The sequence below is a fragment of the Candidatus Poriferisocius sp. genome (assembly GCF_965204015.1).
Classification (GTDB): Bacteria; Actinomycetota; Acidimicrobiia; order Acidimicrobiales; family Bin134; genus Poriferisocius.
On the sequence record NZ_OZ241965.1, the window covers coordinates 491,724 to 508,863 of the forward strand.

Annotated in this window: 16 protein-coding genes and 1 other RNA gene; 3 read left to right on the forward strand and 14 right to left on the reverse strand. The window is 64.5% G+C overall.

The features are described 5' to 3' along the window. Positions 1–8 precede the first annotated feature (8 nt). The 7 genes from ACOGJC_RS02270 to trpD are packed head-to-tail and all read right to left on the reverse strand — an operon-like array spanning position 9 to position 6,751. Entirely contained in the window at positions 9–1,184 is a 1,176-nt protein-coding gene (locus ACOGJC_RS02270) for an aminotransferase class I/II-fold pyridoxal phosphate-dependent enzyme (protein WP_419846895.1), read from the reverse strand. Between the two features lie 43 nt (positions 1,185–1,227). Beyond that, on the reverse strand, positions 1,228–1,689 hold the full coding sequence (locus tag ACOGJC_RS02275; RefSeq protein WP_419848181.1) for an SRPBCC family protein: 462 nt from the start codon (positions 1,687–1,689) through the stop codon (positions 1,228–1,230). Beyond that, positions 1,682–2,182, reverse strand: coding sequence for a hypothetical protein (locus ACOGJC_RS02280; protein ID WP_419846896.1), 501 nt, complete (start codon positions 2,180–2,182; stop codon positions 1,682–1,684). Before ACOGJC_RS02280 ends, ACOGJC_RS02275 begins: the two co-directional genes overlap by 8 nt. Next, positions 2,182–3,324 (reverse strand): glycosyltransferase family 4 protein, encoded by a 1,143-nt coding sequence (locus tag ACOGJC_RS02285; RefSeq protein WP_419846897.1) that lies wholly within the window; start codon positions 3,322–3,324, stop codon positions 2,182–2,184. Before ACOGJC_RS02285 ends, ACOGJC_RS02280 begins: the two co-directional genes overlap by 1 nt. A 3-nt stretch (positions 3,325–3,327) precedes the next feature. Beyond that, entirely contained in the window at positions 3,328–4,389 is a 1,062-nt protein-coding gene (queG, locus tag ACOGJC_RS02290) for a tRNA epoxyqueuosine(34) reductase QueG (RefSeq protein WP_419846898.1), read from the reverse strand. Next, positions 4,386–5,678: a hypothetical protein gene (locus ACOGJC_RS02295; RefSeq protein WP_419846899.1), complete on the reverse strand. Its 1,293-nt coding sequence runs from the start codon at positions 5,676–5,678 to the stop codon at positions 4,386–4,388. Before ACOGJC_RS02295 ends, queG begins: the two co-directional genes overlap by 4 nt. A 2-nt stretch (positions 5,679–5,680) precedes the next feature. Beyond that, a complete protein-coding gene (trpD, locus tag ACOGJC_RS02300; protein ID WP_419846900.1) occupies positions 5,681–6,751 on the reverse strand; it encodes an anthranilate phosphoribosyltransferase in 1,071 nt (356 codons plus the stop codon). A 24-nt stretch (positions 6,752–6,775) separates the two neighbouring features. Between trpD and ACOGJC_RS02305 the strand changes: the two genes are divergently transcribed. Further along, complete coding sequence (locus tag ACOGJC_RS02305) at positions 6,776–8,215, forward strand: FGGY family carbohydrate kinase (RefSeq protein WP_419846901.1); 1,440 nt, start codon at positions 6,776–6,778, stop codon at positions 8,213–8,215. 84 nt (positions 8,216–8,299) lie between these two features. Continuing rightward, positions 8,300–8,715, forward strand: an RNA gene (rnpB, locus tag ACOGJC_RS02310) — RNase P RNA component class A. A gap of 39 nt (positions 8,716–8,754) precedes the next feature. Here rnpB and ACOGJC_RS02315 read toward each other — a convergent pair. From ACOGJC_RS02315 to ACOGJC_RS02330, 4 genes are read right to left on the reverse strand one after another with little or no spacing between them, the layout of a single operon-like run. Next, positions 8,755–9,258, reverse strand: coding sequence for a hypothetical protein (locus tag ACOGJC_RS02315; protein ID WP_419846902.1), 504 nt, complete (start codon positions 9,256–9,258; stop codon positions 8,755–8,757). 13 nt (positions 9,259–9,271) lie between these two features. After that, positions 9,272–9,994, reverse strand: coding sequence for a zinc ribbon domain-containing protein (locus tag ACOGJC_RS02320; protein WP_419846903.1), 723 nt, complete (start codon positions 9,992–9,994; stop codon positions 9,272–9,274). 16 nt (positions 9,995–10,010) lie between these two features. Further along, positions 10,011–12,362, reverse strand: a complete 2,352-nt coding sequence (locus ACOGJC_RS02325) for a transglycosylase domain-containing protein (RefSeq protein WP_419846904.1) — start codon at positions 12,360–12,362, stop codon at positions 10,011–10,013. 45 nt (positions 12,363–12,407) lie between these two features. Next, positions 12,408–12,872: a pyridoxamine 5'-phosphate oxidase family protein gene (locus ACOGJC_RS02330; protein ID WP_419846905.1), complete on the reverse strand. Its 465-nt coding sequence runs from the start codon at positions 12,870–12,872 to the stop codon at positions 12,408–12,410. 34 nt (positions 12,873–12,906) lie between these two features. Here ACOGJC_RS02330 and ACOGJC_RS02335 point away from each other — a divergent pair, with 34 nt between their 5' ends. Beyond that, positions 12,907–13,164, forward strand: a complete 258-nt coding sequence (locus ACOGJC_RS02335; RefSeq protein WP_419846906.1) for a hypothetical protein — start codon at positions 12,907–12,909, stop codon at positions 13,162–13,164. A gap of 35 nt (positions 13,165–13,199) precedes the next feature. Here the strand turns inward: ACOGJC_RS02335 and ACOGJC_RS02340 are convergent, their stop codons facing one another. The 3 genes from ACOGJC_RS02340 to ACOGJC_RS02350 form a co-directional block, all read right to left on the reverse strand. Beyond that, a complete protein-coding gene (locus tag ACOGJC_RS02340) occupies positions 13,200–13,700 on the reverse strand; it encodes a DUF3237 family protein (protein WP_419846907.1) in 501 nt (166 codons plus the stop codon). A gap of 58 nt (positions 13,701–13,758) precedes the next feature. Then, a complete protein-coding gene (locus ACOGJC_RS02345) occupies positions 13,759–14,718 on the reverse strand; it encodes an IS481 family transposase (RefSeq protein WP_419846908.1) in 960 nt (319 codons plus the stop codon). A 320-nt stretch (positions 14,719–15,038) separates the two neighbouring features. Then, the gene (locus ACOGJC_RS02350; protein WP_419846909.1) at positions 15,039–16,967 is read right to left on the reverse strand and encodes a hypothetical protein; all 1,929 of its coding nucleotides are present in this window, start codon (positions 16,965–16,967) and stop codon (positions 15,039–15,041) included. Positions 16,968–17,140: the final 173 nt, after the last annotated feature.

Consider the following 17,140-nt stretch of genomic DNA (forward strand, 5'->3'; position numbering starts at 1 on the left):
CTAGCCCGCTAACCCAGCTTGGTCAGCGATTGGCGGAGCTGGCGGACGGCCTGTGCCGTTCGCTGCTCATTCTCGATGAGGGCGAACCGCACATGGCCCTCACCACCGGGGCCGAAACCAACGCCGGGAGACACCGCCACCCGGGCATCGCGAACCAGCCAGGAGGCGAATTCCACCGAACCCATCTCCCGGTAGGGCTCGGGGATTTTGGCCCACACGAACATTGTCCCCTTGGGAGGCTCCACCTCCCAGCCCATGCGGTTCAGCCCCGAGCAAAGGGCGTCTCGGCGGCTCTGGTAGATGTCGCACACCTCTTTGGGAAAACCGGGGGCCTCATTCAGGGTCACCGTGGCGGCAATTTGAATGGGCTGGAAGGTGCCGTAGTCCAGATACGACTTGAGCTTGGCCAACGCCGCCACCACCTGGGGATTTCCCACCATGAACGCCACCCGCCAGCCAGCCATGGAGAAGGACTTGGTCATGGAGTAGAGCTCTACCGCCACATCCTTGGCCCCCTCAACCTGCATGATTGACGGCGGCAAATAGCCGTCGTACCCCAGGTCGGCGTAGGCGAAATCGTGGACCAGCAACACATCGTGCTCTTTGGCAAAGGCCACGACGCCGGCCATGAACTCCAGGTCCACGCAGGCAGTGGTGGGATTGTGGGGGAACGACAGCACAATGATGCGGGGCTTGGGCCAGGAGTACTGCCACCGCTCCTGCATGGTGCCGAAGAAATCGGTTCCGGTGCTGAGCGGAATCTCCCGCACCTCGGCGCCGGTGAACAGCGGGGCATACAGATGTATCGGATAAGACGGCGACGGGACCAGGGCAGCGTCTCCCGGTTGCAGCAGGGTCCACATGAGGTGGGAGAACCCCTCTTTGGCCCCGATGGTGTTGATCACCTCGGTGTCGGGATCGAGATACACCCCGAACCGCCGGGCGTAGTACCCGGCAACGGCCTCGCGCAGCTTGGGGATGCCCCGGCTGGCCGAGTAGCGGTGATTGCGGGGGTTGTGGGCGGCTTCCGCCAGCTTTTCCACCGCAATATCGGGCGATGGAAGGTCGGGGTTGCCAAACCCCAGGTCGATGATGTCGTGACCGGCTCGTCGGCCCTCCACCTTCAGGTCGTTGATGATGGTGAAGACATACGGGGGCAGGTTGTTGATGCGGCGGAACTCCACGGGTTCAATCTACTTTCCAAAAGGTGGATTTAACTGGGTTTCTCTAGCTGAGTTTCCCGGCGCCGGATTCGGCTCGGCGGCGAAGGTTGTCCAGCGCGGTTCGCATGACGCGAGCCTCGGCTCGGCGCTTCACAAAGCCGGGCAGGGGCATCACCATCTGGACGGCGAGGTGGTAGGTGACCTCGGTGCGATCCGGCTCGCCGGCAACCGGGTTGAAGCAGTACTCCCCGTCGAGGCGCCGGGTCAGATCGCCTTGCACCAGGCGCCAGGACACCCGCAGCGGGTTGGACCCGTAGTAGTACTCCAGCAGGTAGTTGGTGCTGCGGCCCATGGCCGCGGCCCGAAACGACACCAAACCGCCCCGGCCGTCGTCGTCTCGCCGGATCACCTCGACCTGCTTCACCTCGGTGGCCCATTCCGGATAGGCCTCGAAGTCGCACACCACCTCAAAGCAGCGCTCTGGCGATGCTTCAATCGCAATGCTCTTGGTGGCCTGGTCAAACATCGTCACCGTTCCTGCTGGGATCGCTGCGTCCTTGAATTGTGCTGTCGGAGGGCCGGGGCGGGAAGGTCCCATGCCTGGCTCCCCATGCGCCAGACAAGCCCAGCGCATAGACGGGAACCAGGATACCGAACGCGGAGGCGGTAAAGGGACGCACCGAAGCGGCGGCCAGCGCCACGATCACCTCGACACCCAGCGCGGCCATCATCGAGAACCGCACCGAGCGGGGAGCGCAGCCAGCCAAAAAATACAGGCCGCCCACGCCGATCAGCTCGTAGCGGCTGCGCTGCAATGCCCGCTGAAAGGCCCACAGCATGGCCCAGCAGCCCAGCGCCAGCAGCGCGAGCGACACCACGGCAATGGGAACAGCCATTGGGTCGGGGAAGACAGTGGTGGCAACGGCCATCGCAGTGAACACCCAAGTCCCCGCCCAGCAGGCCCGGAGGAGGTCCCGGCCCTCGACTCCCGGTGGCACCAAGCGATGGCGCCATGCCATCAGCGGCCCTTCCCGCGGGCGATAACCTCGGCGATCACGGTTCGAAGTCGCTCGGCCATGTGGTCGTAGGAGAATTCGGCCACCGCCCTCAGCCGGCTGTCCAGCCCCATCTGGCGAAGGCGAACCCGATCCGACAGCAGGGCGTCCAACGAGGCGATCACCGCATCACGATGGCTGGGCCTGTCTACCACCAGGCCGGTCCTTCCGTGTTCCACCGCCTCGGCCGCTCCCCCGCTGTCTCCGGCCAGCTGCGGCACTCCAGCCGCGGCTGCCTCCAAGAACACGATGCCGAAGCCTTCCTGCTCCAAGCCTCCCCAGCGCTGGCGGCACATCATGGCAAACACGTCGGCGCAGCCGTAGAGGTCGGGCAAATCCGAGTCGGCCACCCGGTCGAGGAGGCGGGCGGGTGCGCCAGTGCGCCCGATGAGGCGGTCCAGCCGGGCCCGGTCGCGCCCCGCCCCGGCCACGGCCACAGTGAGCCCCGGATGCCGATCGGCCAAGCGGGCCGACGCGGCGATCAGCACATCCATGCCCTTGCGAGGCACCAAACGGCTGATCGACACCACGACCGGGGCGTCAACGGGTAGTCCGAATCGAAGGCGGGCTTGTCGCCGCTGGGCCGCATTCAGGGGTTTGAAGCGCTCGATGTCCACCCCCGGGGGCACGATGACTGCGGGCAGCGGTCGCCCTGCGGCCCTTTCGGCCTCAGCCACCGAGTACCGGCCGGCAGTGACAACCACTCGCGCGCCGCGCAGCACCTGAGCCAAGAGCTGCTTGGTGCCCGGCAGGCGTCCCGGAACGGTCACCTCAGCACCGTGGAGGATTACGCCATAGGGGTGGGGCAGGCGGGGGGCCAGCGCTCCCAAGGGAACGGCGGGGTCGTAGAGAACCAGTTCAGCGCCGATTTCGTCGGCTAACTCGGTGATCTCTTCGCCCATTTCGGGGGTGGGAAGAAGGAACTGGCGGGCAGATCGGATCACCTGGTGATTCTGCTGGGCATCCCATGCCGCGTCTCCGGGATGGGAGCGGGTCAGCACACAGACATCGTCAGGAGGCAGCCGGCGCCACAGCTCCCACAGGTAGTTCTGAATGCCCCCGAGTTTGGGGGGATAGTCGTTGGTGACCAGCAGGTGCCGGGCCATTGCTCAAACCGGCGTCACTGCGCCCGCACCCAGGCGGCGGGCGGCCCATTCTGCGTGGCGCGCCAGCATCGGATCAGGATCCGATAGATAGCGGTGCACTATGTCAATCACTTCAGGGTCGACCACTTCAGGATCGGCCCCCCGTCCGGAGTTGCCCAGTGCAATCAACGCGTTGCGCCGCACATAGCGAGGCTCCCGCCGGGGGATGTACCAGCGGCCGTAGCGGGCCATCAGCTCGTCGTCATCCAGCTCCAGCAGGTCCACCAGGTCGACCCAGGCAGCGTCATCATTGAGCCCTTCTCCCGCACCGGGGCCGTTCGACTCGGCTAGTCGGTTGGGCGGGCACACCTCCTGGCAGTCGTCGCAGCCGTAGATCCGATCGCCCAGCGCTTCGCGGAACTCGAGGGGGAAGTCTCCGTCAGCCTGCACCAGCCACGCCAAGCACCGCCGGGCGTCGACCACGCCCGGGGCCACAATGGCGCCGGTCGGGCAGCCGTCCAAGCAGCGGCGACACGGCCCGCACTGATCGGGAACCGGGGTCGAGGGTTCGAGCGCGGCGGTGGTGATCACCGTACCCAGCACGAACCAGCTCCCCAGTCCGGGCAGCAGGATATTGCTGTTCTTGCCGTACCATCCCAGCCCGGCCCGCCGAGCCGCCTCCCGATCGACCAGCGCATTGTCGTCGGCCACCACCACGGCCTTGTGCCCACCGCCCCGCAGCATCTCGGCAATGTGGCCCAGCAATGCTCGCAGTTTGGCGTAGTGGTCGCTTCGCGCGTAGGCAGCCACCCGCCCCGCGGCCCGGTCAGGCGCGGCCGGAGCAGAGCTGCGATAGCCGAGCGCGCCCACCACCAGGGACTGGGCACCAGGCACGGTTCTCGCGGCGTCGGTGGAACGGTCGGGGTTGCGGTAGGTGAAGGCCATTCCCCCGTGCAGTCCTCGCTCCCGCCGCTCCAAGAGCGTGACCCGGGTGGACTCGAACGGCTCCGCCGACGCCACCCCAACGGCGTCGAGTCCGGCGGCCAAACCAGCCGCGATCACCTCGTCGGCGTTGAGAACGCTCACCGGCTCATGAACCCGAAGGAATCGCCATCGGCTTCTACCTCAATCCCCATCAGCTTGAGCAACTTGCTGGGTTGCACGACGTTGGCCTTGAGGTTCCGAGCACCTTCTCGGACCCGGCCGTCATGGGAGACCACTACCAACGGCTGCGACAGCGGATAGTCGCGGCACCATTTGATGATGACGTCGTCGGCTTCTGTCCCTGGAGGCGAGAACCGGGGAGTCACCCCCAGTGAGCGGGCCGTGGTGGGGATGTAGTCGTAGTCGGTCTCGGTGCCGTCGAAGACCACCACAATCTCGGCCTCGGAGAAGCGGGCGCTCAACTCCTCCAGCTTCTGAAGCAACCGCACCCGCTGCTCTCGCACCGGCATGTCATGCCAGTTCTTGAAGGTCACGTTGTAGCCGTCCACCAGCATCACCACTTTGGGCGTCCGCAGCAGGTGCTCGGCGGCTTCCACCGTTTCTTTGAGTATGCCCGGAGGCAAGGGGATTGGCCTCTGAGAAGAGATCGGGGGCGGCGGCTCAGGCTCCAGCTCGGACGGGAGCTCGAACCCCGCCTCCCGAGCCATCGCCACTTCTTCCTCTGCGGCCGCCAACCGCTTCTTGAGGCTGCTGACTTCCTCTTCGTGCTGGATGCGCGAGTCCTTTAGCTCCTTGTTGACCCGGTCGATCTCCCTCTGTGCTTTTTTGAGCCTGTCGTCGGTTCGAGACTCTTTCCGCTGGATGCGCTCCAGGTTCTTTTGGATGGCGTCCCGATCCCCTCGAGTCTGGGCCAATTCGGCAGCCAGCCTGCGGGATTGCTCTTGGGATTGACGGGCCTCGGCACGGGCTTGGGTGGCCTCCAACCGGGCCCCATCGCGGTCGCGAACGGCCTTGTCCCGCTGACGCTCGGCCTTTTCCGAGGCTGCCTCGGCCTTTCGCAACTTCTGCTCCAGCACTTGGTGGCTCTGAGCGTCGGCGGCCATTTCCGACTGCTGCTCGGCAGCCGCGGACAGTTCGGCGCACTCCTGCTCCCAACCGTCCGGGCGGGCCAGCCACAGCCACCCGAGCCGGCCCACCTTTTCCTCGTTGACCGCCTCCACCACTCGCGCTCGGAATTCCTCGTCGTCTTCCACCACCTCCCGCACTTGCCCTAAGGCCCGCTCTGAGAACTTCTTGAACGTCAAGAGCTGCTTCAACCGGGCCGGCGGGTCAATCGAAGGCTTCTCCTTCTGTCCTTCCCGAGCCACCTCCACTGCGGCAATCAACGCTTCCCTCAATACTCCATTGGCAGGACTATCTCCCGTTCTCATCCTCATTCCTCCTCGGCCCGGGCTTGAATGGAGACTGAGACGAAGTCCTCTAGGACCTGCCCAGCCAGGCCGTCGTCTATCGACGCTGCGGCAGCCTCCAGCCCCTCGGCCAATGTGCCGGAGACCTCGGCTACCACCAGGGCGGCAGCCGCGTTGAGCGTCACGATATCCCGGTGCGCTCCCCTTTGGCCGTCGAACACCCGGCGCAGGCAGTCGGCGTTGACCGACGCATTCCCTCCCCTCAGGTCATCCAGGGATGCCGGTGCCAAACCAAGCTCTGCCGGGTCCGCTGTGTGGCGGCTCGTATCGCCTTCCCTCAGCTCCCAGATGTCGGTCGGGCCGGTAGTGGACAGCTCATCCAAACCGTCATGGCTGTGCACAATCATGGCCCGCTCCGAGCCGGTGGCGGCCAGCACCTCCAGCATGATCTCGGCCATCGCCCGGTCGCTGGTTCCCACCAGCTGGCGTCTGACACCGGCCGGATTGGCCAGCGGTCCCAGGAAATTGAATACCGTGCCCACCCCCAATTCCCGGCGGGGTGGACCGGCGTGGCGCATGGCCGGGTGAAATCGTGGGGCCAAGCAGAAACCGAAGCCGGTTTCGGTCACGCAGCGGGCCACCCCAGCGGGGCCGAGGTCGATGACCGCACCCAGCTCTTCCAGCACATCGGCTGAGCCGCACAGCGACGACGCCGACCGATTGCCGTGTTTGCACACCCTGGCCCCCGCCCCCACGGCCACCAGCGCCGCCGCGGTGGACACGTTAATACTGCCGCTGTGATCGCCGCCGGTGCCGCACGTGTCGATGAGGCCGGCGGCATCCAATGGGACTGCTTCCGAAGCGGCCCGCATCGCTGACAGCAGGCCGACAAGTTCCTCGGCGGTCTCCCCCTTGGTGCGCAGGGCCATCACGAACCCGCCGATCTGCGCCGGGGTCGCCTCTCCGTTCAGTATTTCGGTCATGGCGGCATTGGCTGCGTCGGTGGAGAGGTGGCCGCCTTCCGTCAACTGGCGGAATAACCCGGCCCACCCTCCGTGTTCGTCCAGGTTCACCGTCTTAGTGTGGACCATCATCCCCGCCCTGCCACAATCTCTTTCATGAACTTCTGCGTCATCGATGTGGGCACCAGCAGCATCCGCTCGGCAGTGACCGATGGGCATCGGGTGGTCTGCTTCCGCCAGCAGCGCACGCCGCCCGACATGCCTGAGCTCGGACTGGTGGAGTTTGACGCCAACGAGATGGCATCGGTGATTCTGCAAACCGCCACCGAGGTAGTGGAGGAGGTGGGCGGCGTGGAGGCCGTGGCCGTCACCAATCAACGGGGATCGGCGGTGGTGTGGGACCGCGAAACCGGTGAGCCAGTGGGCCCGGGCCTGGGCTGGCAGGACCTGCGCACGGTGGGCGAGTGCCTGGCCTGGCAAGCCGAGGGTCTTCGGCTGGTACCCAATGAGTCGGCCACCAAGCTGGTATGGCTGCTCGACCAGCATGACCCTGATCGGACCCGAGACCTGTGCTTCGGCACGGTGGACACCTGGGCGGTGTGGTGCTTGTCGCAAGGCGCCAGTCATGTGGTGGATCCCTCCAATGCGGCCATGAGCGGAATGTTGAGCGACGACGGAAGCCGCTGGTCCGACGAGATCACCGAGCAAATCAGGGTGCCCTCTAGCTGCCTACCCCGAATCGTGGACTCCACCGGGGTGGTGGGTGCAGCCACCGCTCTACCGGGTGCCCCTCCCATCGCCGGGATCATCGGCGACCAGCAGTCGTCGCTGATCGGACAGCGCTGCGTGCTCGAGGGTCTGGCCAAGCTCACCTTCGGCACCGGCGCCTTTCTGGACGTGTGTACCGGCCCCGACCGGCCGATCGCCGACAAGCGCAGCGACCGGGGAACGTTTCCCATCGTGGCCTGGCAGGAGGACGGGGCGATCGTCTGGGGCGTGGAGGCCATGATGATCGCCGCCGGCTCCAACCTGAGCTGGCTGATCGACGACGTGGGCCTGCTGGACGACGCTGCCCAGTCGACTGAGCTGGCCGGAAGCGTGGCCGATTCCGGCGGGGTGGTGTATGTACCGGCCCTCTACGGCCTGGGCACCCCGCACTGGGACTTCGGGGCTCGGGCCGCGCTGTTCGGCATCACCGGGGGAACCACCGCAGCCCACATCGTGCGGGCGGTGTTCGAGGGCGTGGCCCACCGGGCCGCCGATTTGCTGGAAGCCGCCGAGGCCGACAGCGGCCATCAGATCGAGCGGATCCGAGTGGACGGAGGGATGTCACAGAACCCGGTGTTCAACCAGATCCTGGCCGACACTCTCAGCCGCACGGTGGAGCTGTGCCCGGTGCCTGAGGGAACCGCGCTGGGCGCCGCGGTGTTGGCCGGGAAGGCTCTGGGCCAATGGTCGAGCTGGCCGGAGGTGGCCGATTCGTGGTCGCCTCGAGCGGTGATCGAGCCGGAGGCGGCCATCGACCGCGACCGCTGGCACGACGCGGTAGGGCGCGCCGCCCGCTGGTATCCCGAGCTTTCCGACATCGGTCTGTAAGGCCCGCAGCGCCCCAGCATCACTGGCGGGTTCACGAAAACCCTCTCGCCCCCGCGTGATCGGGCTGGCAGACTAGGGCAACGGTGAGTCGGCCGGGTGGCCGCGGCATTGAGGCCTGGGGTTCCGGGAAGCGATGTCGAGGAAGGTCGGGACTCCGCAGGGCAACGGTGCTGGCTAACGGCCAGTCGGGGCGACTCGAAGGAAAGTGCCACAGAAAACAGACCGCCGATGGCCCGGACTTTCGGGAACGGTGATCCGGCAACGGTGATCCAGACCCGGATTTCCGGGCACAGGCAAGGGTGAAACGGTGCGGTAAGAGCGCACCAGGGGCCGGGGCGACCCGGCTCGCTCGGCAAACCCCACCGGGAGCAAGGCCAAGCAGGGGACATGGTGGCCCGCCGCCCCACCAGGGGCAGTCCCCGGGTAGGCCGCGTAGATGGATGGCCGCCTACGGTCCGAAAGGACCCGGACAGAATCCCGCCTACAGGCCGACTCACCGTGCAGTCTCATCTCGAATTGGCGCATCTGGAATTGGCGCATCAGAGCCGCCGCGGCCGGGTGCTGCCCATCTGGCCTCGATCCAGGCGGCCCTGGGTGCAGAGCAGGCGCAACCGCTCCCGGTCGCTAAGGCCGTAGCGGCGAACTGCCCACGCCCCGACGGCCAGCCCGATCAGCTCTAGCACGATTAGCGCGGCCCAGGGCTTGAAGTCGGGCAAGTCGGCGCTATCCACCCGAACCCCGAAAACCGGCCACCAGAAAAGCTCGGTGCGCAACCAGGCCCCATCCAGCACCAGGTACAAGAACAGTCCGATGGGCAGTCCCAGCCACCGGCGTCGAGCCAGACGGCGTCCTCGGGTGACCAGCATCACCACCACCAGCACCGCCAGCGGGGCCAGCAGGGTGTGCAGCGCCCACGGACCACCGGCCAACAGCTCCACCATCGGCAACACCGATCCCAGCATCACCATCCGGTAGTCCAGCGCCGGGCTGTCGAACACCAAGGCCACCAGCACGAAGCTGAGAGCCAAGAACCAGAAGAACACCGGGCCTTCCCGATCAGGTCCGCACCAGAATGCGGCCGCACTCCTCGCAGTAGCACACCTCGTCGGCCGGTGCGTGGCGAATGCGGTCCAACTCCATGGCCGACAGGCCGAGGTGGCAGCCCTCGCAGGTGCCATTGCGGAGTCGGGCCACCGCCACCCCGCCCATCCGTTTCCGCAGGTCCTCGTAGCTGGCCAGAGCCGTTTCGGGAATGTCGACGGCCTCCGTTGAGCGGGCGGAGTTCTCCTGGTCGATCTCGACCTGGACGACAGCTTCAGCCTCGGCGAGCTGCTCTCGCGAGCCAGCCACCTCCGCCTCGGCGGCCACCGAGCCAGCAGCCAGGGCCTCCACCTCGGCATCGACCTCCTCGATCGCTTCCATCAACTCCAAGGCATCGTTCTCCATGTCGGAGCGTCGGGTTCGCAATCCGTCCACCTCTTCTTGAAGGGTCAGCAGCTCCCGGGTTCCGGTCACCTCCCCCGAGTACAGCCGGTCGTTCTCCCGCTTGATCCGCTCCTCCAAGACGGCCAACTCGTCCTCGTTGCGCTTGAGATTCCGCTGCAACTCCAGGCGGCGAACCTGCACCGCCTCCCGCTGGTCGTCGATCTGCTGACGGGCCCGTTGGCTGGCAGCCAACCCAGCCCGCTCGGGAAGGGTCTCAAAGCGATGGCGGAGCTGGTCGATCCGGGTGTCGTGGTCTTGCACTGACAGCAACCGCTGGAATTGATCGTCGCTCACGGTGCGATCCTAGTAATCAGGCTTCGGGATCAGTCGCCGTGGCCGGATCGGGGCCGTCGACGGATTCGGACCCCACGTCGGAGCCGGGGTCGCCCGGCGAGTCCGAGCCGGATCCGGGACCCACGCAGGTATCGGCGACACCGTCATCGTTTGAGTCCAAGGGGAACTGACCGTCGAGGCACTCCACTTCGATGGGCGTGGGGGTTCCGCAGTACAGCGGGATGGGTTCTCCGCCCTCCACCGCGAACTCGCTGAACCCGCAGGGCTCGACTCCCTCGGTGACCAACAGGTCCACGCAGGCGTCGTGGGTGCCGTCGTCGTCGGTGTCCACCGGCACGATGATGGGCACGATCACCTCCGGGTCTTCGGGCTCAAGTGGCGTCGCGCAGGGAACGCCCACGGTGAACACGTCCTCCAGCTCTATCAGCTCGCTGATCCGGATCTCGTTGGGACAGCTGGGGAAGTCCACCACCTCCAGGCCCTCGTGATGGCTGGTCATAAACCGCCCCCACGCCACCGCGGGATAGGAGCTGCCGGTCACCTTGCGCATAGGAATGCGCTCGTTGGGGTTCCCCAGCCACACCGCAGTGGCCAGATGGGGGGTGAACCCCACGAACCAGGCGTCGGCCGACTCCTCGGTGGTGCCGGTTTTGCCGGCGGCAACCTGGAGCGGCAACTGGGCCCGTCGCCCGGTGCCGTTGACCATGTTGTTCTCCAGCACGTCGGTGGCCCAGCACGCCGAGCGCTCCGACACCACCCGCTCGCCCGACAGCTCATGGGCATAGAGCACGTTGCCCTGGCGGTCGACGATCCGCTCGATGAAATAGGGCTCGTAGCGGATCCCACCGGTGGCCATCACCCCGTAGGCCGACGCCATATCGATGGGGTGGACTTCCTCGGAGCCCAACGGAAGCGACGCCACCGGCTCCAACTCAGTGGTGATTCCCATCTTCGATGCGGTTTCGATGACCGGCTCAATGCCCGCCACCCGGCCCAGCCGCAAGAACGCGCAGTTGGAGGAGACCCTGATCTGATCAGTAATGGTCTGTACATCACCGGGCGAGCTGGCGAAGTTGTTGGCCACATAGGGGTCGGGCACGCCGCCGGGATTGGGAATCTGGCAGGGTCCCCGCCCGCTGATCCGGTCGCTGGGCTGGTAGCCCTGTTCGAACAGGGTCATCATCACAAACGTCTTGAACGCCGACCCCGGCTGGCGGGAGCCCTGGGTGGCCAGGTTGAACTCCTCTTCATCTTGGGCGAATCCCGGTCCGCCCACCACCGCTCGCACCGCCCCGGTATCGGGCTCAAGGGCGGCCAGCGCCATGGTGGCCTCCACGCCGCCGTGTTCTCCCTCGTTGTACTCAACCAACGTGGCCGCAACCGCGTCCTCCGCCTGTCGCTGGGCGACCGGGTCAAAGGTGGTGTAAATGCTGAGGCCGCCGTTGAACACCAGGTTGAAGCGATCCTCAGGACTCCCGCCCAAATACTTGGGGTCGTCGAGGAGCTGCTGCTTCACCTCCTCCACGAAATAGCTCTTGGGAGGCAGCTCGATCTCGTTGACCGCGGTGGGCAGCGGCTGGAGGTGGAACAGGTCGGCCTGCTCTTCGGTGATGTAGCCCAGCACAGCGAGCCGGTTGAGCACGATCCGCCGCTGGCGCAATGCCCGCAGGGGGTTGTTGATGGGGTCGTAGCTGCTGGGATTGCTGATGAGCGCGGCCAGCAGCGCAGACTCCCCCCAGCCCAGATCGGCGGCGTCCAGCCCCCAGTACACCTCGGCAGCGGCCTGCACGCCGTAGGCACCCTGGCCGAAGTACACCGTGTTCAGGTACAGGTTGAGGATCTCGTCTTTGCCCATCTCCCGCTCTAAACGCTTGGCCATGGCCATCTCCTGGAGCTTGCGCTCGGCTTCCACCTTGTTGCCCACCACCAGGTTCTTGATGAGCTGCTGGGTGATGGTGGACCCGCCCTGGGTGATGCCCCCGGCCCCGACGTTCTCCAGGCCGGCCCGGAATACCGCGCTGAGGTCGATGCCGGTGTGCAGATAGAAGTTCTCGTCCTCGATGGCGATAACCGTGTGCTTCACCTCTTCGGAGATGTCGTCGAGGTCCACCAACACCCGATTTTCCACGTAACTGAACACGTCGATGATCTGACGGTTGGCGTCGTAGACGTAGGAACGAATGGCCAGTTCGTTCAGACTGACATCCTCGGTCAGGTTGACCTCCACCGGGGTGGACTCCCACGACCTCAGCACGTCGGTGGTCGGGGGCCAGACCACGAACAAGGTGGCGGCCAAGGCCAGCGCCAGCATGGGCATGAGCACAGCGAGCCGGAGCAGGTGGGACAGCCACCTCAACAAGTCCTTCACCTGACCCCAAACGCTATCGGTTGCGAAACGGGGTCTGGGGCGCGCTCAGTAGCTGCCGCCCAATTTGGTGTGGTCCCAGCTGATGGTCTTCTCGGCCTTGACCACCACGGCGGTGCGCTTCAAGGCCATGTGTTCGGCTGCTTTGGACAGCATCTCCCGGTCGACGCCGGGGTTGTTGCGGACCATCACCTCCAAGGCATAGCCGTGCACCACTTCGGGGTCGGTGTGCAGCTCGGCGTGCCCGTTGATGGCCACGCCGCGGAGCTTGTCGTATTCGAGGCCGTCCTCCATCAAGAGGGCGATGCGGCTGTCCCGCTCCAGGTTCTTGATCTTCTGCGACTTGGTGTAGGTCTCGAACACGATTTCACCGTCCACCACCGCGAACCACAGAGTGCTCAGATGGGGCGTCCCGTCTTGGTTGATGGTGGCTACCTGGAGGCTCTTCTGCTCCTCGATGAAAACCTCGAGCTCTTCGGGGTTGAGGCGGATCTTGTCGCGTCGGTTTGCCATGTTCTCAGCTTCGCATACTGTCCGGGCTTAACGCATGAGCATGGGGATCCCGGCCGACATGCCGGGGTCAATGGCCATCTCAGTCCCGGTGAAGTACGCCGCTGCCCGGCTTGCCAGAAAGACAGTGGTCGGCGATATGTCTTCGACTCTTCTACAGCGGGGGATCGCGGCCCAATTCGGTGAGGACAACCACGTTGCCTTCCAGGTGAAACAGCCGAACGCCCTCGAAGCTTTGGCCCCGCGCCGTCCCAGTGATCACTACAACCTGTCCGTCGAATTGGGAGGTCACTAATCGAACCTGCCTAGGGGCTCCGGCGAATAGACCTCCTAGATCAGCTTGGGCGGATCACGGTCGAGCCGTCCCTCGCCGACCAACTCGGTGAAGCTGAGCCAGGCGTAGCCCTCATCGGAAGTCTCACACTGGCTGGCGAACAGCGCCAAAATCCGACCGTCGGCCTGCCTCGCTTTGGCGAGATCAACTCGCGCGATGTGCTGCATGTAGACCAGCGAATCGTTGTCGGTCTCGAACATGGCGCGAACCTCCACGTCGGTCACACCGGCAATTGCCACATAGCAGCCATTGGCCCACTTCGAGCGCGCATTGACACCCTCGCCCTGCCAGACGATCCCGCGAAGGGTCGAGACCGACCGTGTTCCTTCCGGTTCGCCATCGAAGCTGAACAGCCCGTCGGGGAAGGCGTCGACAATCAGAGCGCCGAGCGGTCGGAGTTGCAAACAAATCCTGATTCTCCTCTCATCACCGAGACCGGCCGGCAGTAGTACGGCTAGCGAGCCGTCCGGAGAACATTGCTCGCCCCACGGAAACAACTGCCTCAACCAGCAGTTCGGCCGCCCGACGCTTGGCTCGTCGGCACTCCTCCTGGCACTAGTTGTAATGCCCATAGAGGTTGTGGACGCGTGAGGCGGGTGTGCCGCCGATGGCGGTGTGGTGGCGGTGGAGATTGTAGTGGTGGATCCAGGTTTGGAGTCGGCGTCGGCGGTCGGGTTCTGATCTGAATGTGTAGTTGTAGAGGAACTCGTCTGCGATGGTGTGGTTGAAGCGCTCGGCTTTGCCGTTTGTCTGGGGCCTGTAGGGGCGGGTGAAGGTGTGGTCGATGGCTTGTCGGGCGAGGTGGGCGGCGAATTTCTTGGACCGGAAGTTCGCCCCGTTGTCGGTGATGATCTCGTCTACGGCCACGCCGATGGAGCGGAACCAGATGCGGGCCCGCTCGAAGAAACCGCACAGGGTGTCGGCGGTCTCGTCGTCGAGGGCCTCGACGTAGGCGAGGCGGCTGTGGTCGTCGACGGCGACGTGGAGGTAGCTGTAGCCGACCCTGGGGCGGCGGCGGGCTCCGCGGGCCGGGGTGTTGGCCCTGCCGTGGGCTCTCCACCCGCCGCCGGGCGGCACCTTGTCGACTTTTTTGACGTCCAGATGGACCAGGTCGCCCGGATGGGGGCGCTCATAGCGGCGTATCACCTTGCCGGTGGGCCGGTCGATCCAGCTGAGCCGGTTGAGCCCGTTTCGCACCAGGATCTTGTGCACCGTCGACGCCGGCACCCCCAACCGGGCGCCGATGCGGGCCGGACCCCACCGCTTTTGGCGGCGCAGCCGGCACACCCGCTCCTCCACAGCGGCGCAGGTGCGACGAGGCGACCGGCGCGGGCGAGACGACCGGTCCTTGAGCCCGGCCTCGCCGTGGGCCACCCAGCGGCTCCACCACTTGGCCACCGTGGACCGCGACAGGCCCATCTGGGCGACCACATGGGCCTGGGGCATCCCGCCCTCGATCCGCTGGACCATCAACAAACGCCCAGCCGGGGTGAAAGGTGCATTAGCGTGCGACATCGAGCCTCCCTTGCTCAGTGCGGTAGTACGCAACCACCACACTGGCATCGGAGGCTCACCCAATAGCGGAGCTACCTGCCCGAGCTAACAACCTCTGTGGACAGAACAACTAGTCCGTCTTCCATATCAGGGTGGCCATGCGGCCTAGGCGGCCGCACAGCTCCAGTTCCAGGGATCGAGGCCCTCGGCCATCGAGGCCGCGGTGGCCACGCCGGCGCTCAGCACAGCTCCAGGGCCGCCACAGCCGGCGCTGAGCGCCCCAGCTTGATCAGGTTGCCGGTTGGGCCCCTCGATGGCGGAGCGGACGACTAGCGTTCGGCTCAGCGGCCATGCAGCGACCAGTAATAGGCCACGACGACCTCGTTGAACTCCTGGGCAGTGAGCCTCCCGGCACCGAAGTCGCTGAGCGCCTGGTCGAACTCCGCTTTGTCGATCTTCGCATCGCCGTTGGCGTTATAGCGTGTAGCCGCACCCGAGACAACCGGTGTCGGCGTCGGCGTGGGCGTGGGCGTCGGTGTCGGCGTGGGCGTCGGCGTGGGCCTGGTGTTGGAATCTATAGACGTGGGATCGTTAACTTCTAGCCATTGCCTGATGTTCCAGCAAGCTGCGACCACCAATCCACTCATGGCGGCACCAGTAACCAGAGCAGGCGCTGCTGCAACTCCCGTTGCTGCCAGCACAGCGGTTACAGCGACTCCCGTAGCCCATTGAGTAGCCTGGTTGCGGCAAATACCTTGCGTTCCAGCCTTAACGGATGCTTTCAGCGCTTGCTCAAAACCGTTGGTTATTGCAGTTCTGATTTCGCCTCTAATATCAGAACTCTTACCGACTACAATCTTTCCGTTTTCGACCACGTATTCCACACCGCCAATAACAACTTTTCCGGCGTTGACGACATGTTCAACACCGTTGACAACAACTTTTGTGACTGTGCCTGCAATGTCTACCGGGGTGGCTTCTTTGAGTTTGGGCCTATGGCAGTCGTGGGTTTCGTCCTGTTTTTCCCAAACGGCTAGCTCATAGAGCGTGCGGGTAGTTGTTCCCACTGAATTCAAGTCGGTTGTTGTCGCACCGGTGGTTATGTGTATCCACATCGGGCTAGGCAACGGCGGAGAGTAGTAGCCAGCTAGGCAAGGGTGGGCATCGTGGGTGGTGGTGCTTTCGTATTCTCCAGTTCCGACCGTGCGGTATCGAGTTTCGTATTTTGCCTGGGTTCCGTAGACCGGAATTTGCTCGTAGTTGTAGACATCCCTGGTCTTCGTGACGGTGCGGGTTCTCGTCTCATCACCGTAGACCGGAATTTGCTCGTAGTTGTAGACATCCCTGGTCTTCGTGACGGTGCGGGTTCTCGTCTCATCACCGTAGACCGGAATTTGCTCGTAGTTGTAGACATCCCTGGTCTTCGTGACGGTGCGGGTTCTCGTCTCATCACCGTAGACCGGCTGGTTCTCGTAGTTGAAGACTTCTTCGGTTTTTGTGTAGGGCGGAATCCTGGTTTTCTTGTAGCCGGTGAACCTCTTGGTGACAACATCCTCATACTGCGGAACATTCACATAGTTGAAGGCCGGAACGTCGACATAGTTGAAAGCCGGGACCATTATGTAGCGCGGATCGACCCGAACCTGGATGCAACCGCCTCCTGGACCGCCAACGCATACTGTCTCATAGTTGAAGACTTCTTTTGACCTGGTAAAAGGTGCGACCCGCTCTTTTTTGGTGTAGGGCGGGACCCTCACCTGCTTGTTGCCTATGAACCTCTTTGTGACAACATCCTCATACTGCGGAACATTGACATAGTTGAAAGCCGGAATCGAGATGTACCGCGGGTCAACCCGGACCTGCTGATAACCCACAATCACCTGAACGGTGTATTCCTCTTCGTCCTCGTAGGTCTCTGTGAACGGCGCTATCCGGTCGCCGTTCTTGTAACCGGTGACCACCTGAACGGTGTATTCCTCTTCGTCCTCGTAGGTCTCTGTGAACGGCGCTATCCGGTCGCCGTTCTTGTAACCGGTGATGCCTTGAACGGTGTATTCCTCTTCGTCCTCGTAGGTCTCTGTGAACGGCGCTATCCGGTCGCCGTTCTTGTAACCGGTGACCACCCGCTCCTCGCCCACCTTGACCTGGTAGGGCTCCCTCCTTGTGATTTCTGTTCTCGTGGTGGTCGGATCGTGAGCGCTGGCAGTAGCGGGCAACAATGCTGCCGCAACACAAAACACGGCAAACAGACTGAGAAAACGGCGGGCCATTGGGCGGCCTCCTTCGGGCGGTCGGGTAATTCCGACTACAGAAACCCGCGGCCAAGCCCGAAGGAGACCAAGGTCAAGCCCAATCCATATCGGAGGGGACGAGCCAATACCCGAGCCGCTAACACGCTTGACCGCAGGGGAAAACCCCACGGGTTTCTGTAGTCGGAGCCAAC

Excerpts from the sequence above, each read along its gene's own strand:
- ACOGJC_RS02295 (WP_419846899.1), bottom strand. The coding sequence starts at position 5,678 with ATGAGAACGGGAGATAGTCCTGCCAATGGAGTATTGAGGGAAGCGTTG.
- ACOGJC_RS02350 (WP_419846909.1), bottom strand. The coding sequence starts at position 16,967 with ATGGCCCGCCGTTTTCTCAGTCTGTTTGCCGTGTTTTGTGTTGCGGCA.
- ACOGJC_RS02280 (WP_419846896.1), bottom strand. The coding sequence starts at position 2,182 with ATGGCATGGCGCCATCGCTTGGTGCCACCGGGAGTCGAGGGCCGGGAC.
- ACOGJC_RS02330 (WP_419846905.1), bottom strand. The coding sequence starts at position 12,872 with ATGGCAAACCGACGCGACAAGATCCGCCTCAACCCCGAAGAGCTCGAG.
- trpD (WP_419846900.1), bottom strand. The coding sequence starts at position 6,751 with ATGATGGTCCACACTAAGACGGTGAACCTGGACGAACACGGAGGGTGG.
- ACOGJC_RS02275 (WP_419848181.1), bottom strand. The coding sequence starts at position 1,689 with ATGTTTGACCAGGCCACCAAGAGCATTGCGATTGAAGCATCGCCAGAG.
- ACOGJC_RS02345 (WP_419846908.1), bottom strand. The coding sequence starts at position 14,718 with ATGTCGCACGCTAATGCACCTTTCACCCCGGCTGGGCGTTTGTTGATG.
- ACOGJC_RS02335 (WP_419846906.1), top strand. The coding sequence starts at position 12,907 with ATGAGCATGGGGATCCCGGCCGACATGCCGGGGTCAATGGCCATCTCA.
- ACOGJC_RS02305 (WP_419846901.1), top strand. The coding sequence starts at position 6,776 with ATGAACTTCTGCGTCATCGATGTGGGCACCAGCAGCATCCGCTCGGCA.
- ACOGJC_RS02285 (WP_419846897.1), bottom strand. The coding sequence starts at position 3,324 with ATGGCCCGGCACCTGCTGGTCACCAACGACTATCCCCCCAAACTCGGG.